Genomic DNA, 15,295 nt, shown 5'->3' on the forward strand with positions numbered 1-15,295 from the left:
GCCGTGACATTACCCAGATTTACGCCCGAATTTGCACATTTCCAGCCATGCTTCAGTCCTATTTTTCACGATAATGGGAGCTGTGAGTAAGGGAAGGAAACATTATGAAAAAGATCTTCAGCGCATCTAAAAAAGATCAGCTTACCGAGCAGTATCGTGCAATCGGCCCTGCATTTTTGGCGGCAGCTCTGCGGTCGGCACCGCGCAGCCACCGTGACGAGAAACGGCTGCACGTTTCTTATCTGCCGTCAGATAAGACCTTACGGCCACAACAGGCGGCTAAGTAGGCTGAACGCAATCGCCCACATAATGATGCCGATAATGCAGTCGAGAATACGCCATGCCGAAGGATTGGCAAAAAACGGCTGCAGCAATCGTGCACCATAGCCGAGCGAGAAAAACCAGACAAAAGAGGCTGTTATCGCAGCCAGCCCATAGGCCAGACGCGCCTGCCCTTCAAAACGGGCAGAGAGGCTGCCGACCAGTACGACCGTATCAAGATAGACATGCGGATTGAGGAAAGTCAGCGCCAGACAAGTCCCAACTGCAGCTTTCAGGCTGACCGCACCGCCATTCCCGGCACGCAACCCGTCAGGATGCATTGCACGGCGAAAAGCAGACAGACCATACCAGAACAGAAAAGCAGCGCCGCCGACGGTCACCACTGTAATCAATGAAGGGGACTTTGCGATCAGTGTGCCAAGCCCTGCAACGCCTGCTGCAATCAGCAAGGCATCAGACAGAGCGCAGATCAGACAGAGAATAAACACATGCTGACGCAGCAGTCCCTGTCTCAGAATATAGGCATTTTGCGCACCAATGGCGACAATCAAGGATAGTCCGATCAGAAAGCCCGAAATTGCTGCTGTTCCCACGATAGACTCGTTCTTGTTAAATTGACGCGCATCTTATCCGCAAACCGGCAACCACTTTTCGGGATGCGCTTTAGGTTATGTTTTTGAAAGAATTAATTAAAACATACTGAATTGGTCATCATTGTCATCTGTTTTCTTTTTGACAGCAGGTTTTTTAGGTTTAGCCGGTTTTTTGACGACTGGTTCCTGAGAAACTGTCCGTTCTTCCACCACCTCATGCACATCTGTGCCAAAATAACGGGCATTATTGATCTTGTCCGAGACGGGAATCGCCTCAAAAAAATCATCCTGCACCGGTTTGAGCAAATGCTTCACATCCTTGGCACGGTTGCGTTTGCAATCCAGCCACTCCTGATAATCCTCAGGATGGATCACCAGCGGCAGACGCTCGTGAATATGCGATAATGCATGATTGGAAGCCGTCGTCAGAATGGCTGCCGTATCCATCTGCGAACCGTCACCGCTCACCCATGTTTCCATCAACGCACCAAAAGCAATGGTTCCGCCATGGCGCGGACGTATCCAATAAGCCTGTTTTCTGCCATCCCCAAGCTTACGCCATTCATAAAAACCACTCACCGGCAGCAAGCTACGCCGGTGCTCCATCGCTGTACGAAAAGACGGCTTTTCATGCGCGGTCTCGGAACGGGCATTAATCATCAGCGGAAAGTTCAGCGGGTCTTTTGTCCATGACGGCACAAAGCCCCAACGTACCAGCATTGCAATACGATCCGGCCTGTTGCTGCCGGGTGCCGGTGTTTCACCATTCATCACAATCATGATCGGTTGGGTCGGTGAAATATTATAGCGCGACGGAAAGGCTTCATCGACAATCACGCCGAACTGCGCCTCCACCTCATAAATTGTTGCCAGTAATGCAAAACGTCCACACATAATATTTGGTGTTGCGAGTTTTACCGTAAAGGTCAAGATACCTGATAAACAAAGCTTGCAAATCTGCGGGCAGGTTTTTACCACTCACTCTATGACACAGGACATTTCCCCTCGCCCGCTCATCGCCCATGGTGCCTCCATCATCTGCCGTAAGGAGAACCGCTTCCTGCTGGTGAAACGCGGCAAGGAGCCACTTAAAGGTTCACTCGCTTTTCCGGGTGGCGGGATTGAAGCCGGAGAAAATGCCGAACAGGCCGCACGGCGTGAACTCACAGAAGAAACCGGCTTGCACTGCAACCGCCTGCGGCTGGTTGATACAATCGATCTGTCTCAGGAAGGGCTTTACGGCAAGGTCTATAATCTTTGCATTTTCCGCGCTTATGACCTCAGCGGACAGGAACAGGCCGGTGATGATGCTGTTTCGCTGCACTGGCTGACAGTTGAGGATATGCTGCAGCATATTGTGACCGTCAGCACCTTGGCATTTGCGCGCCGTATTCTGCAGGAAGAAGGCTGAACGCCTTGAAACAGCCTGATTACTGCACAATTTATAGTGAAGGCGCGGAGTATATATATGACCAGATTTCTTGTTAGCTTGCTGTTGGTTACAGGATTTTCTGTTTCCGCTCTTTCCGCACAGGCACAAACACAGGAAACCAGCGGCCCGCCCTATGAAAACCAGATGATCCAGCTGGCAGGCACCCTCGGCTCCCTCCACTATTTGAGCAATCTTTGCGGCGACAAAACCAGTCTCTGGCGCGATCAGATGAATGAATTGCTCACAGCTGAAAATGCAGATGAAACGCGACGTAAAAATCTGGTTTCAGCCTTTAACAACAACTATCGCAGCTATGCTGATAATTACAGCCAATGTACCGATCAGGCGCTGAAAGCAATCGACCGGTTTAAATTGCAGGGTGAAAAGCTCTCTGAAGGACTGGTTGCCCATTACGGCAATTAACCAAAACTTCATTCATTGCAATAAAGGCGAAATCTGCCATTCACAAACCATCGCAATCTGTTAACAAGAGATTAAATTATTGATGGTGATGCGTCGGCTGATGGTGTAAGAAACGGTCTTCAGATAGTCGTTTCTGCTCTGAATGGCTCTATGACAGCACTTTCTTTAGCTAAGTCCTGTCCGTCTTCTGCGATGCAGTGTCCAACGGCATAAAGCCAAGGTGATATTTTAATGAATCATGCTCCGACAGACCTCGATGAATTGATTGCCCATGAGAAAAAACAGGCGGCGATCGAATATCAGCATGAAGCCTGGGCTGACGGGATTTCAGAAGGCATTGAACCGGAAATTCTCGCAGAGGCTGCTTTTGCCAATGCATTAACCGAACTTCTGCGCAGCACGGGCGAAGATGCGGCACTTGGCCTGCTCGATAAATTGCGCGAACAGATCATTGCCGGTGAGTTTCTGCCCAACCGTATTTTGCAGTAATTTTCTGGGCACAGTCGGCATCCGTCATAATTTGTGCTATTGGATGCCGTAAACATTTATTTTGAATATATATTTCTCTTCCGGAGTTTCTGATGTTGCTTTCATCCCGCCACTGGCCGAGCAAGCTCAGCTCAGACAAATTTCTGAGCACGTCTTTCCTCTCCGGTCTGGCTCTGGTCATGATTGCCGCATCTGTCTCGGTACCGGCCTCCGCCGGAACTTTGAGCGGGAAACCACAAATTCTAGCGTTGAGCGAAACACCTGCCGGTGAAGACGGCGAAGAGGTCAATCCGGCGCAGGTACCTTTGCCGGGACCGTTGCGTCAGGTACCGACTGAAACCTACAGAGCACCTGAATCCGGCGCAGCTTCCGAAAACGGCAGTCCGGAGCGCGATATTACCCGTCCGCATGTTTCACCGGAAGGTAAGATTCCGGAAGTCTCCTATGACTATTCAAAGCTTCCGCAGGCTGTGCAGGACACCCGCAAGAAAATTCTCGATATTGCCAAAGCCGGAAAGATTGACGCGCTGAAACCATTGCTCGGTGACGGCGGCGAAACCAGCCCGATGCTTTCGCTCGGTGAATATGACGGTACACCGTTGGAATTTCTCAAAAGCCTTTCCGGCGACAGCAATGGTCAGGAATTGCTGGCTATTCTCGTAGATCTTCTCGAATCCGGCTATGCGCATCTCGATGCCGGTACACCGAATGAAGTTTATGTCTGGCCGTATTTCTTCGCCTACCCGCTGGACAAGCTGGACGACCGGCAGATGGTTGAGCTGTATCAGATTGTAACTGCCGGTGATTTTGAAGAAATGAAGGGCGTCGGCGCCTATATTTTCTACCGTCTCGGCATTACGCCGGATGGCTCATGGAAGTTTTTTGTAGCCGGCGACTGACGATCGTTTTTCCCTGTCTGTCAAAGCGCTGCTGAAAACGCTCTGTTGCCCATGCACACAGAGCAAAAACAGCCATACCTGCCGGTATATCAACAAGATGGTGTCCGCCATGAACCAAGACGGCTGGTAGCACTGCCAAATTCAAAAGCAGGAAAAACGGAAACAGCCACTTGACTGAACGGGAATACCACATGCCCGCCAGCGCCATAACCGTATGAAAAGACGGAAATGAAATCAGTCCACGTGCATCATTCGGCATAATCATTGCTGTACCATGATACAGAAGATCAGTTAGTTCCTTGCCATATGCAGTCCCTACAATCTGCTGAGATTTTGAAATCACGCTTTCAGGCAACGGAAATAACGCACTCGGCCCGATCGAGGGAAAAAGTATCCAGAACAGGACGGTAACAGCTCCACTCAGCGTCAGGGTCAAAATCATACCGTGCAAGGCATAAATACGCCCGCTGAAACCAAGTAAAATTATCAGGATAACGATCTGATAGAGATTAGACAAATAAGCATAGCCTAGAATATCATTAACCAAAGGATAGCTGACACTCCATGTCACAGCGTCCACCCAGTTATAGCCAAGGCTGGCATCCAGTGAGACAAGCCAAAGATCAAGTGTCGGGCGTAAATTGGGTAAGAACAAATAATTCAGCAGTGCCATTGCCGAAGTAAAAATCATAAACAAGCCAGTGCTCATCGTAACAGTGGCAATGCGCTCGCTACGCCCGCTCCAGCGGTATATGAAACTCAATCCGAACATCAATGCAGCAAAGATAAGCTGTCCGCTATAAGCGAAGTAAAATACTTTCTGCCCTGAACTCAGAAGCAGAACGGCATCTGCAAGCAGCGTAATAAGAATGATCCCCAGCAGGGCCAACTCTACAGGACGAAAATAATGATTCAGGACAGACGATTGTGTTTTCATACTGCATCAATACACACAAACTCATTGATCAGTCGTAAATCTAAAGAAGCGCACTCTAAAATGCACAAGACCGCATTATCGGATAATGCGGTCTCTTATAATTTTCTGTAAAGCGAGCTCTTCTTAATTTCTTGGCAAAGCCTCGATAAACTCCACCGGCTCACCGAGTGCAGGATTAACGATCTCACCTTCCCACATCACTTTATGACCGCGCACGATAGTGCCAACCGGCCAGCCGGTGACTGTCTTACCATGATATGGTGTCCAGCCAGCCTTCGAGCCAGCCTGTTCATGAGTAATGGTTACGCTGCGTTTCATATCAACAATCGTCAGATCCGCATCATAACCGACTGCAATGCGACCCTTACGGGACATGCCGAAAATGCGGTTCGGGCCATGTGATGACAAATCAACAAAGCGTTCCAGCGACAGGCGACCGGCATTCACATGATCGAGCATGATCGGCACCAGCGTCTGCACACCGGTCATGCCGGATGGCGATGCCGGATAAGGCTTCTGCTTTTCTTCCAGAGTATGTGGTGCATGGTCGGAGCCCAGCACATCGACAACACCCTGCCCAATACCATGCCAGATACCATCGCGATGACGTGCATCGCGCACCGGCGGGTTCATCTGAATGAGATTACCGAGTGTTTTATAATCTTCCGAAGACAGCGTCAGGTGATGCGGTGTCGCTTCACAGGTTGCCACATCTTTGTAGTCTTTCAGAAATTCAATTTCTTCCGCGGTCGAAATATGCAGTACATGAATGCGCGCACCGGTTTCGCGGGCAATACGCACCAGACGCTGGGTGCAGGTCAGTGCCGCAATCTCATCGCGCCAGACCGGATGGCTGGACGGATCGTTTTCAACACGCAGACTTTCGCGCTCACGCAGGCGGAATTCATCTTCCGAGTGGAAAGCTGCGCGGCGGCGCGTATTGCGTAGAATGGAAGCCACACCTTCATCATCTTCCACCAGCAGATCGCCGGTTGAAGAGCCCATAAACACTTTGATACCCGCAGCGCCCGGCAGGCGCTCCAACTCAGGCACATCTTTAGCATTGTCGCGCGTACCGCCAACCCAGAAGGCGAAATCGCAATGCATGCGATGTGTGCCGCGCTTTACCTTATCAGCCAACGCTTCCGGCGATGTGGTCAGCGGTTTGGTGTTCGGCATTTCGAAAACAGAGGTCACACCGCCAAGTACGGCTGCAAGCGAACCGGTCTGCAAGTCTTCTTTATGTTCCAGACCCGGCTCGCGGAAATGCACCTGACTGTCCACAACGCCCGGCAGAATATGCAGGCCGGTGCAGTTGATAACCTCGCCTGCGGCATTCTCTGACAGGGAACCGATAGCGGTAATGCGTCCGTTTTTAACGCCGATATCACGAACGGCACTGCCGTCATGATTGACGACCGTTGCACCTTTGAAAATCGTATCGAATGTTGTGGTCATTCGCGGCTCTCCTGTCTTGCGATAACTCGCTGTTCCTGACTTGCGATTACTCGCAATGCGGCTTACGTAACAAAGCGATGAATATCAAGATAATTGCATCTGCACTGCTTTATAAACCGGAAAGTTGATATGACAACGACAGAACCTTTAACTCTGTTTACCGGACCAACCGGAAATCTCGACGACCGCACACAGATTCTCGTGCGTGGTCCCGATGCGGAAACATTTCTGCAATCCATTTTCACAGCTGATCTGACCTCCCTCGAAAACGGCGTTCTGCGTGTTTCGGCATTGCTGAGTCCGCAGGGTAAAATCCAGTTCGATTTTCTGATCTCGCGTATTGAGGATGGCTTCCGCATTGATATTGCGAAGGATGTGGCAGAGGTTTTTGCCAAGCGTCTCACGCTTTATCGCCTGCGTGCCAAAGCGGAAATTATCGTTTTAAATGAATCAATTATCAGACTGAGCTGGAAAACTGATTCAGGCAGTTCAGAAAGTGATTCAATTAGCCTTGAGAGCTATCAGGCCGTGCGCGATGAGCGCTTCCCTGAAGAAGCGAATGTCCTGCGTCATTATGCTGAGAGCGGCAGCGCCTCCCCCGCCACGCAATCTGATCGCGATGCATGGGCAGCTTTGCGTATTCACTATGGTATTGCCGAAGGCGGTGCGGATTTCATCATGAATGATGTGTTCCCGCATGATATTAATTTCGAGCAATTCAGCGGTGTATCCTTCAAGAAGGGCTGCTTCGTCGGACAGGAAGTCGTGTCCCGCATGCAACATCGCGGCACTGCACGACGCCGGATTTTGCAGGTGACGGCGCAGGCCGATCTGCCCGCATCGGACACGCCGATTACTGCCGGTGGCAAAGAAGTCGGAACCTTGCGTAGTGTCAATGGCAGCAATGCACTCGCTCTGGTTCGCATCGACCGCGTTAAAGACGCAATGGATAAAAACATTCCGCTGCTCGCCGGTGAAACAGAAGTGAGCCTGACAATTCCTGCCTATGCTAAATTCACTTTCCCTGAAGGGGCAGCAGACTAATGGCAATATCCGGCGGCTCTAAAACAAAACCGGGTCGGGCATGGCAGCGTATGTTGTCAGGCCGCAGACTGGATTTGCTTGATCCTTCACCGCTGGATATCGAAATCAGTGATATTGCCCACGGGCTGGCGCGTGTTGCCCGCTGGAACGGCCAGACCCGTGGGGATCATGCTTATTCCGTAGCGCAACATTCGCTGCTGGTGGAACAGATTTTCCGCGAACAAAATCCTGATGCACCCTTACAGCATCAGCTGCTGGCCTTACTGCATGATGCACCGGAATATGTGATCGGCGATATGATCTCGCCCTTCAAGGCGGTGATGGGCGGTGCCTATAAACAGATTGAAGCGCGACTGGAAACAGCCATTTATCTGCGCTTCTCCCTGCCTGCAACCGTGCCTGCAGTTTTAAAAAAAGCGATTAAGAAAGCTGACATTGTTTCCGCTTATTTTGAAGCAACAGAGCTGGCTGGCTTCAGCACAGCAGAGGCCGCAGAGTTTTTTGGTCGTCCGCGTGGTTTCCATGCCGGTCACTTTGATTTATCACCACGGCCAACCGCAGAGATAGAACAGGCTTTTATCAACCGATTCAACGCATTGGAGACACAAATTCATGGCTGATGTTTCCGCTGTCGTTGAGGTGGGTTTGAGTGCTGCAGTTGTTACAATCAACAATAACCGTCCGGTTATTCTCTGCTCTGATGACCATGAAATGCCCGCAGCACACGAAATGTCTGCCGCGCTTTCACTCCCTTACGGACGGTTTGATCCGCTGAAACATCGCACACTGGAAGCTGGCCTGCGTTTGTGGGTGGAGGCGCAGACAGCTTTGCGCCTCGGCTATGTAGAGCAACTTTATACATTCGGCGACCGTGGCCGTGCCAAATCTGCCATGCCGACCGATGATACCCATGTGATTTCTGTCGGCTATCTGGCACTGACACGTCAGAATGGCGAGCAGCCGGAAAATGACTGGCAATATTGGTATGATTTTTTGCCTTGGGAAGACTGGCGCAGCGGCAAGCCGCCACTCATCGACCAGCTCATCATCCCCGCCTTGCGCGAATGGGCGCAAAGCGACAAGCGCAGCCATCCGGCCTATGATCTGCATCAGTTACCGCGCCTGACACGTCTGCGCCTTGCTTTTGGCACTGATGGTATTCAATGGGATGAAGAGCGTGTACTCGAGCGTTATGAGCTGCTTTATGAGGCCGGTCTGGTACGGGAGGCAACCATTGACGGCACAGTCAGCCCGAGCGCACAGCTGGACGAATTGCAGCGCCATACCGGCAAAGCCATGGTGTTTGACCATCGCCGCATTCTCGCAACCGCAATTGCCCGTCTGCGTGCTAAGCTGAAATACCGTCCGGTGATTTTCGAGCTGATGCCCGATTGTTTCACCCTCACGGCCTTGCAGGAAACTGTTGAAGCGATCTCCGGCCGTCATCTGCATAAGCAGAATTTCCGTCGTCTGGTGGAAAATGCCGAGCTGGTTGAGCCGACCGGTGCCAGCCTCAGCCAGCAACGCGGAAGACCGGCTGCGCTCTACCGTTTCCGCCGTGCGGTTCTGGAAGAGCGCCCTGCTCCGGGCTTAAAGGTAACGCTGTCTCAGCGATAGATGATTTAGCGATAAATATGTCGCTCGTCAGGAAAGCTGCGACTTTTCACATCTTCCGCGTAAGTCTTCACCGCCTCGTCAATAGCTGCACCAATGGCACCATATTGGCGGACAAATTTGGCAGGCTTGTCGTTGAGGCCGAGCATATCTTCCAGCACCAGAATTTGCCCGTCGCACTCCGCTGATGCGCCGATACCAATGGTCGGCACAGCAACCTGTGCTGTAATCTCACGTGCCAGCGGCTCGACGATGCCCTCCAGCACAATGCCGAAAGCACCGGCATCAGCAACCGCCTGCGCATCCTGCTTAATCAGATCCCACAGCGCCTGATCGCGCCCCTGCACTTTATAACCGCCCATCACATGCACGGCTTGCGGAGTGAGGCCAATATGCGCCAGCACCGGAATGCCGCGCTTGGTCAAAAAACTGATCGTTTCAGCCATTTGCACGCCGCCCTCAAGCTTAACCGCACCACAGCCGGTTTCCGCCATGATCCGCGCCGCATTGCGAAAAGCGATCTGCGGGCTTTCCTCATAGGAGCCAAACGGCATATCCACCACAACCAGCGCACGGGATGAGCCGCGCATGACCGCCTGCCCGTGCATGATCATCATTTCCAGAGACACACCGATGGTCGACTCCATGCCATGCATCACCATGCCGACACTGTCACCCACCAGCATAAAATCCGCATAGCGATCGACAATTGCAGCTGTATGGGCATGATAAGCCGTGAGGGATACCAGCGGCACACCGCCTTTGCGGGCGCGGATTTCCGGCACCGTGATACGGCGGATTTGCTTCTGAACACTCATGGCCGTTTCCTTTGATTACAAATTAAAAGCGCAGCACATGCTGGTCAATCAGGCGGGTTTTGCCAAAACGCACAGTCAACAGCAACACTGCCGGTGCGGTGAGCTGCTCCGCTGTTTCAGCCAGTGTTTCTGCATCGCGGATATCCACGGCCTCGATCTCACCGCGCGGTTCCTGCTGCAATTTACCGACAACAGCATGGCGCAATGCAGTAACCGAACGCTCGCCCTGATCCACCAAGACTTGAGCCAGTTGCATCGCCTGCGGCAGAATAACAGCGACAGCACGGTCTTCCGCACTCAAAAGACTGTTGCGCGATGAACAAGCCAACCCATCCGGCTCGCGCACTGTCGGCACACCGATCACATCCACTGGCTGATTGAGGTCAGCAACCATACGCTTGATAACCGCCAGCTGTTGGTAGTCTTTCTCGCCGAAGAAAGCCTTATCCGGCTGCACGATATTAAACAGCTTGCTCACGACCGTAGCCACACCACGGAAATGATGCGGGCGCAATGCTCCCATCAGAATGGTAGAAAGCTCTCCAGCGTCAACATAAGTGGAGGTTTTGCCGCTGCTGTCCGGATACATCTCATTCACATCCGGCGCAAAAACATAATCACAGCCCTGCTCTTCCAGCAATTTCAGATCACGGGGCAGATCACGCGGATATTGCGTCAGATCTTCATTGGGTGCGAATTGCGTGGGATTGACGAAAATCGACACCACAGACACATCGCAATGCTGCTGGCTGTTTTTGACCAATGTGAGATGGCCGACATGCAGATAGCCCATCGTCGGCACAAAGCCGATAGTCTTGCCTGTACTCCGCTCGGCTCTCAAAGCCGTGCGTAAATCTGCAATTGTGCGGATCAGTTGCATATCATCATCCCCTGAAAAACCAGTGCGCACTCTATCTCATCAAGTGATGATAATATCCAGCCCGACATCAAGCGTCGGTGCAGACATTGTGATTTTCGAGGTTGAGATATAGTCGACACCCGTCTCGGCAACGGCTTTCACGGTGTCGAAATTAATATTGCCCGACGCCTCAAGTTTTGCGCGCCCGGCATTAATTTCCACTGCCTTAACAAGGATTTCCGGCGGCATATTATCAAGAAGAATCACATCGGCCTGCACAGACAGCGCCTCTGCCATTTGCTCCAGCGTATCGACTTCAACTTCGATCTTCACCAGATGCCCGACAAAGCTGCGGGCGGCTTCAATCGCCTGTTTAACCCCGCCGGCAACGGCAATGTGGTTGTCTTTAATCAGCACCGCATCATCAAGACCGAAACGGTGATTGGCACCGCCGCCGCATCGCACCGCATATTTGGCAAATGAGCGCATGCCGGGCATAGTTTTGCGGGTGTCGCAGATTTTCGCCTGTGTATGGGCAATCTTTTCCGCGAAACCTGCCGTGTAAGTCGCAATGCCGGACAGAACCATCAGGTAGTTGAGTGCCACACGTTCAGCCGACAAAATAGAACGGGCATTGCCGCTGATACGGGCAATCTCCTGCCCTGTTTTGATGCGGGTCGCATCAGTAACAGCGATTGAAACCTCCAAAGACGGATCAATCTGCGCGAAAGCGGCACGAACAAAATCCAGACCGGCAAGTACACCATCCTCACGGCTGGTCAGTATCGCTGTTGCCTGCTTTTCAGGGGCAATCGTGGCATGACTGGTAATATCTCCGGCACGTCCCAGATCTTCGAGCAGCGCATGGCGCACAGCCTCTTCAACCAGCGGACGCGGCAGAACAGAAGGATAAGCAGTTTTCATCAGGCAGTTTCCGCTAATTTTTGATAGGTTTCCTGAGCATCTTGCACAGTCATCATTGAGCGATGTTGCCAGATAACCGAGCTTTCGGGATAGTCGCTGCGATAATGGCCGCCACGGCTTTCCTTGCGAGCCAAAGCCGATACGGCCAGGACTTCGGCCGTGACCAAGCAATTGGCGAATAGCGGATCATGATTATCCTGTGCCAGTTGCCGGATTTGTTGTAGCCCCTGCAACATCTGATCCTGCCTGCGGATAACGCCGAAACTGCGGCTCATCACCGCCCGCAATTGCTGCATCGCCTCAGTGCAATCCTGTTTATTCGCAGCAGGCAGAACCTGCACGACAGATTGAGATGCACATTCCTCTTGCGGCAATTGCCTGATCGCCTCAGCTACCCGCGCGCCAAACACCACCGCCTCAAGCAGAGAATTGGATGCCAAGCGATTGGCACCATGTGCACCGGTGGAGGCTGCCTCGCCGCAAGCCCACAGACCTTTAACCGTTGTGCGGCCATCCATATCCGTGAGAATACCACCCATAAAGTAGTGCGCGGCGGGCACAACGGGGATGAGATCGCGCGCCGGATCAATACCCACGGCCTGACAATAGGCATAAACGGTCGGGAATTCCTGCGCAAAACTCTCTCCGATTGCCTTGGTGCAATCGAGGTAAGCACCGCGCCCGCTCATCACCTCTTCATAAATACCGCGTGCGACCACATCGCGCGGCGCCATTTCTGCTGACCTGTCGTGACGCAGCATAAAGCGTTCACCGGCTTTATTGACGAGATGCGCGCCGTGTCCACGCAGAGCCTCTGTTGCCAAAGGTGCCGGATCGGCCTTCACATCCAGCGCTGTCGGGTGAAATTGCACAAATTCCATATCCGCCAAAAGCGCACCGGCCTGTGCCGCCATGCCGATACCGGAACCGCTGGCCTCAGCCGGATTGGTGGTCACCTGATAGAGATGGCCGATACCGCCACTGGCAATTACCACCTGACGGGCAGGCAAAATCTGGTCTGAGCCATCTGTACGGCGAATGATCAGGCCGCTGATGCCATCTGCATCCGAAATCAGCTGATAGGCCGAAGCATTTTCGATCAGCGTGATGGATGGTGTTTCCCGCACTTTGGCAACCAGTGCCTGCATGATAGCACGGCCAGCCATATCACCACGCACACGCACAATACGGTTATGACTATGCGCGGCCTCACGCGACACCTGCAAATGACCGGCCAGATCGCGATCAAACGGCACGCCGAGTTCGAGAAGATCATGCACACGATCTGAGGCCGAAGAAGCCATCATGCGGATAACATCCTCATCCACAATACCGTCACCGGCGATCAGCGTATCGGTTACATGGCTTTCCACTGTATCATCGGATGACACAGCCGCAGCAATACCGGCCTGTGCCCATGCGGAAGACGCGCCCTGTCCGATAGGCGCAGCCGCTATCACAGTGACCGGCAAAGGACTAAGCTGCAGGGCGCAAAACAGCCCTGCCAGCCCGCCGCCGACAATTATAATCTGATTGGGTATAATCTGATTGGGTTTCGTGCTCATCACCACGCCGTCAGTTTTTCAGATTAATCATACGTTCAACAGCCTGCCGTGCTTTGACAGCCATTGTTGCGTCAACAAAAACCTCGCCGCTCATATTCACCAGCGTGTCGAGAATTTTCGGTAGAGTAATGCGTTTCATATGCGGACAAAGATTGCACGGTTTAACGAATTCCACTTCCGGCACTTCCGCTGCAATATTGGAGGCCATCGAGCATTCGGTTACCAGCATAACCTTGGCCGGACGATTATCGCGCACATAGTCAATCATGCCTTTGGTGGAACCGGCGAAATCAGCCACGGCCACCACTTCCGGCGGGCACTCCGGATGGGCGACAATCTGCACCGACGGATCAGCAGCGCGGTACGCCAGCAGCTCCTCTGCCGTAAAGCGCTCATGCACTTCGCAGCGCCCCTTCCATGTCAGCACTTTCACGGAAGTCTGTGCCGCCACATTCTGCGCCAGAAACTCATCCGGAATGCAGAGTACGCGATCAACGCCGAAGCTCTCCACCACCTGCACAGCATTGGCAGAGGTGCAGCAAATATCGCTCTCGGCCTTCACATCAGCAGAAGTGTTGACATAGGTGACAATCGGCACACCCGGATAGGTCTCGCGCAGCAGACGCACATCGGCACCGGTGATGGATTCTGCCAGCGAACAGCCTGCCTTCATATCCGGTATCAGAACGGTCTTTTCAGGGCTGAGCAATTTTGAGGTTTCCGCCATGAAATGCACGCCGCATTGCACGATAATATCAGCATCGACACGGGCAGCCTCGCGCGCCAGCTGCAAGCTGTCGCCGACAATATCCGCCACACAATGGAAGATTTCCGGTGTCTGATAATTATGGGCAAGGATAACGGCGTTACGCTGTTTTTTGATACGGTTGATCGCCGCCACATAAGGCGCATAAGCAGGCCATTCGATGCGCGGAATATGATGCGCCACGCGCTGATAGAGATGCTCGGTTTCTGCAGCGATCTCCGGTGTATAGTCCAGAGACGGCATTTCCAAAACGCCAAAACGTTCTGCTGCGCTGCGGATTTCACCTTTATTCAGGTTCTCTTTTGTGGTGGCTATCGTCATAATCTGCCTCATAAAGCAGCACTAAAGCTGCCCTCTCCTTTTCCCCTTAACCGTCTCTTTGATATTTATACTCAATTAGAGCATAATAATCAGAAAGAAAAAGACGGTCATTTCCTATGACGCAGTTTCGGACGGATCGAAGCGGGATTAGAAATCAATCCGGCGAATTGATTTCCCCGCGAAGGCGTAAACACTTTTCCTGAAACTGCTCAATACCGTGGCGCGAATCTTTATGCCCATTACAGTTTCATGACAAGAAATTATTTTGCTCAAAGTGAGTAAAATTAATCATCAACTTATTCGGACAGCGCAAAACCCAATCACCAGAAATTTTGAAAACACAGCAAAATCAATTAATAAGACAAGCGGATGAAGCATTCTCACTCAAACCTCTTTCAAGCGCAAAAAAAATATTGTAATCACTATTACACAATAGATTTACCGGCATCTCCGCTGAAAGAACGCACAGCATGTCCACTCGCTCGCAAGACTATCGAAGCCCTTCCATGCCCTGGCTGATCATTATCGCCGGTTGTCTCATCACCTTTCTGACCTTTGGCCCGCGCTCGGCCATGGGTTTTTTCCAGCTGCCGATCATCGGTGACAAGGGTTGGGATCGCAGCACCTATGGTCTGGCTATGGCATTGCAGAACCTGTTCTGGGGTGCCGGTCAGCCAATCTTCGGGATGATTGCCGATAAATACGGTTCATGGCGCGTGCTGCTGATGTCCGGCATTTTCTATGCTTCCGGCCTGCTATTAATGGCACATGCGGATGCCCCGATTGCCCTGCATATCGGCGGTGGTGTGCTGGTTGGCCTTGGTGTTGCCGCCGGTTCTTACGGGATTATTCTCTCGGCCTTTGCCCGCCA

Annotated in this window: 18 protein-coding genes; 9 read left to right on the forward strand and 9 right to left on the reverse strand. The window is 52.3% G+C overall.

Going from position 1 to position 15,295, the window contains the following annotated elements; all coding sequences use genetic code 11:
- The first annotated feature begins 104 nt into the window (after window positions 1–104).
- Complete coding sequence (locus tag A918_RS0116945) at window positions 105–287, forward strand: hypothetical protein (RefSeq protein WP_022712208.1); 183 nt, start codon at window positions 105–107, stop codon at window positions 285–287.
- Here A918_RS0116945 and A918_RS0116950 read toward each other — a convergent pair.
- Window positions 261–875, reverse strand: a complete 615-nt coding sequence (locus A918_RS0116950) for a LysE/ArgO family amino acid transporter (RefSeq protein ID WP_022712209.1) — start codon at window positions 873–875, stop codon at window positions 261–263. The genes A918_RS0116945 and A918_RS0116950 overlap by 27 nt on opposite strands.
- 96 nt (window positions 876–971) lie before the next feature.
- Window positions 972–1,769, reverse strand: a complete 798-nt coding sequence (locus A918_RS0116955; RefSeq protein ID WP_022712210.1) for an SOS response-associated peptidase — start codon at window positions 1,767–1,769, stop codon at window positions 972–974.
- A gap of 91 nt (window positions 1,770–1,860) precedes the next feature.
- On the opposite strand from A918_RS0116955, the gene A918_RS0116960 reads away from it, so the two are divergent.
- The 4 genes from A918_RS0116960 (at window position 1,861) to A918_RS0116975 (ending at window position 4,118) form a co-directional block, all read left to right on the forward strand.
- Entirely contained in the window at window positions 1,861–2,286 is a 426-nt protein-coding gene (locus A918_RS0116960) for an NUDIX hydrolase (protein ID WP_022712211.1), read from the forward strand.
- 57 nt (window positions 2,287–2,343) lie between these two features.
- A complete protein-coding gene (locus A918_RS0116965) occupies window positions 2,344–2,730 on the forward strand; it encodes a TIGR02301 family protein (protein ID WP_022712212.1) in 387 nt (128 codons plus the stop codon).
- A gap of 231 nt (window positions 2,731–2,961) precedes the next feature.
- On the forward strand, window positions 2,962–3,219 hold the full coding sequence (locus A918_RS0116970) for a hypothetical protein (RefSeq protein WP_022712213.1): 258 nt from the start codon (window positions 2,962–2,964) through the stop codon (window positions 3,217–3,219).
- A gap of 92 nt (window positions 3,220–3,311) precedes the next feature.
- Window positions 3,312–4,118 (forward strand): hypothetical protein, encoded by an 807-nt coding sequence (locus tag A918_RS0116975; protein ID WP_022712214.1) that lies wholly within the window; start codon window positions 3,312–3,314, stop codon window positions 4,116–4,118.
- Here A918_RS0116975 and A918_RS20905 read toward each other — a convergent pair.
- Window positions 4,075–5,055 (reverse strand): phosphatase PAP2 family protein, encoded by a 981-nt coding sequence (locus A918_RS20905; protein WP_022712215.1) that lies wholly within the window; start codon window positions 5,053–5,055, stop codon window positions 4,075–4,077. The two genes, A918_RS0116975 and A918_RS20905, sit on opposite strands and share 44 nt — an antisense overlap.
- A 123-nt stretch (window positions 5,056–5,178) precedes the next feature.
- Window positions 5,179–6,513, reverse strand: a complete 1,335-nt coding sequence (locus tag A918_RS0116985) for a dihydroorotase (protein WP_022712216.1) — start codon at window positions 6,511–6,513, stop codon at window positions 5,179–5,181.
- 129 nt (window positions 6,514–6,642) lie between these two features.
- Between A918_RS0116985 and A918_RS0116990 the strand changes: the two genes are divergently transcribed.
- The 3 genes from A918_RS0116990 to A918_RS0117000 are packed head-to-tail and all read left to right on the forward strand — an operon-like array spanning window position 6,643 to window position 9,174.
- Window positions 6,643–7,557: a folate-binding protein YgfZ gene (locus A918_RS0116990; protein WP_022712217.1), complete on the forward strand. Its 915-nt coding sequence runs from the start codon at window positions 6,643–6,645 to the stop codon at window positions 7,555–7,557.
- Window positions 7,557–8,177, forward strand: a complete 621-nt coding sequence (locus A918_RS0116995; RefSeq protein WP_022712218.1) for a YfbR-like 5'-deoxynucleotidase — start codon at window positions 7,557–7,559, stop codon at window positions 8,175–8,177. The genes A918_RS0116990 and A918_RS0116995 overlap by 1 nt, the downstream gene beginning before the upstream one ends.
- Complete coding sequence (locus tag A918_RS0117000) at window positions 8,170–9,174, forward strand: NAD regulator (protein WP_022712219.1); 1,005 nt, start codon at window positions 8,170–8,172, stop codon at window positions 9,172–9,174. The genes A918_RS0116995 and A918_RS0117000 overlap by 8 nt, the downstream gene beginning before the upstream one ends.
- 5 nt (window positions 9,175–9,179) lie before the next feature.
- On the opposite strand, the gene panB is transcribed toward A918_RS0117000, so the two are convergent.
- From panB to nadA, 5 genes are read right to left on the reverse strand one after another with little or no spacing between them, the layout of a single operon-like run.
- Entirely contained in the window at window positions 9,180–9,989 is an 810-nt protein-coding gene (panB, locus tag A918_RS0117005) for a 3-methyl-2-oxobutanoate hydroxymethyltransferase (RefSeq protein WP_022712220.1), read from the reverse strand.
- Between the two features lie 22 nt (window positions 9,990–10,011).
- Window positions 10,012–10,869 carry a pantoate--beta-alanine ligase gene (gene panC, locus A918_RS0117010; RefSeq protein ID WP_022712221.1) on the reverse strand — a complete coding sequence of 286 codons (858 nt, stop codon included), beginning with the start codon at window positions 10,867–10,869 and terminating at the stop codon, window positions 10,012–10,014.
- Window positions 10,870–10,908: 39 nt separating this feature from the next.
- Window positions 10,909–11,772, reverse strand: coding sequence for a carboxylating nicotinate-nucleotide diphosphorylase (nadC, locus tag A918_RS0117015; RefSeq protein WP_022712222.1), 864 nt, complete (start codon window positions 11,770–11,772; stop codon window positions 10,909–10,911).
- A complete protein-coding gene (locus A918_RS0117020; protein ID WP_022712223.1) occupies window positions 11,772–13,337 on the reverse strand; it encodes an L-aspartate oxidase in 1,566 nt (521 codons plus the stop codon). The genes nadC and A918_RS0117020 overlap by 1 nt, the downstream gene beginning before the upstream one ends.
- Window positions 13,338–13,347: 10 nt before the next feature.
- Window positions 13,348–14,424 carry a quinolinate synthase NadA gene (gene nadA, locus A918_RS0117025; RefSeq protein ID WP_051139083.1) on the reverse strand — a complete coding sequence of 359 codons (1,077 nt, stop codon included), beginning with the start codon at window positions 14,422–14,424 and terminating at the stop codon, window positions 13,348–13,350.
- Window positions 14,425–14,894: 470 nt separating this feature from the next.
- On the opposite strand from nadA, the gene A918_RS0117030 reads away from it, so the two are divergent.
- A partial coding sequence (locus A918_RS0117030) for an MFS transporter (RefSeq protein WP_156831471.1) occupies window positions 14,895–15,295 on the forward strand: 401 nt, incomplete at its 3' end.

Source organism: Pseudochrobactrum sp. AO18b (assembly GCF_000409565.1).
Classification (GTDB): Bacteria; Pseudomonadota; Alphaproteobacteria; order Rhizobiales; family Rhizobiaceae; genus Pseudochrobactrum; species Pseudochrobactrum saccharolyticum.

Excerpts from the sequence above, each read along its gene's own strand:
- A918_RS0116945 (WP_022712208.1), top strand. The coding sequence starts at position 105 with ATGAAAAAGATCTTCAGCGCATCTAAAAAAGATCAGCTTACCGAGCAG.
- A918_RS0116960 (WP_022712211.1), top strand. The coding sequence starts at position 1,861 with ATGACACAGGACATTTCCCCTCGCCCGCTCATCGCCCATGGTGCCTCC.
- A918_RS0116985 (WP_022712216.1), bottom strand. The coding sequence starts at position 6,513 with ATGACCACAACATTCGATACGATTTTCAAAGGTGCAACGGTCGTCAAT.
- A918_RS0116965 (WP_022712212.1), top strand. The coding sequence starts at position 2,344 with ATGACCAGATTTCTTGTTAGCTTGCTGTTGGTTACAGGATTTTCTGTT.
- panB (WP_022712220.1), bottom strand. The coding sequence starts at position 9,989 with ATGAGTGTTCAGAAGCAAATCCGCCGTATCACGGTGCCGGAAATCCGC.
- nadA (WP_051139083.1), bottom strand. The coding sequence starts at position 14,424 with ATGACGATAGCCACCACAAAAGAGAACCTGAATAAAGGTGAAATCCGC.
- panC (WP_022712221.1), bottom strand. The coding sequence starts at position 10,869 with ATGCAACTGATCCGCACAATTGCAGATTTACGCACGGCTTTGAGAGCC.
- nadC (WP_022712222.1), bottom strand. The coding sequence starts at position 11,772 with ATGAAAACTGCTTATCCTTCTGTTCTGCCGCGTCCGCTGGTTGAAGAG.
- A918_RS0117020 (WP_022712223.1), bottom strand. The coding sequence starts at position 13,337 with ATGAGCACGAAACCCAATCAGATTATACCCAATCAGATTATAATTGTC.
- A918_RS0117000 (WP_022712219.1), top strand. The coding sequence starts at position 8,170 with ATGGCTGATGTTTCCGCTGTCGTTGAGGTGGGTTTGAGTGCTGCAGTT.
- A918_RS0116990 (WP_022712217.1), top strand. The coding sequence starts at position 6,643 with ATGACAACGACAGAACCTTTAACTCTGTTTACCGGACCAACCGGAAAT.
- A918_RS0116955 (WP_022712210.1), bottom strand. The coding sequence starts at position 1,769 with ATGTGTGGACGTTTTGCATTACTGGCAACAATTTATGAGGTGGAGGCG.
- A918_RS0116995 (WP_022712218.1), top strand. The coding sequence starts at position 7,557 with ATGGCAATATCCGGCGGCTCTAAAACAAAACCGGGTCGGGCATGGCAG.
- A918_RS0116970 (WP_022712213.1), top strand. The coding sequence starts at position 2,962 with ATGAATCATGCTCCGACAGACCTCGATGAATTGATTGCCCATGAGAAA.
- A918_RS0116975 (WP_022712214.1), top strand. The coding sequence starts at position 3,312 with ATGTTGCTTTCATCCCGCCACTGGCCGAGCAAGCTCAGCTCAGACAAA.
- A918_RS20905 (WP_022712215.1), bottom strand. The coding sequence starts at position 5,055 with ATGAAAACACAATCGTCTGTCCTGAATCATTATTTTCGTCCTGTAGAG.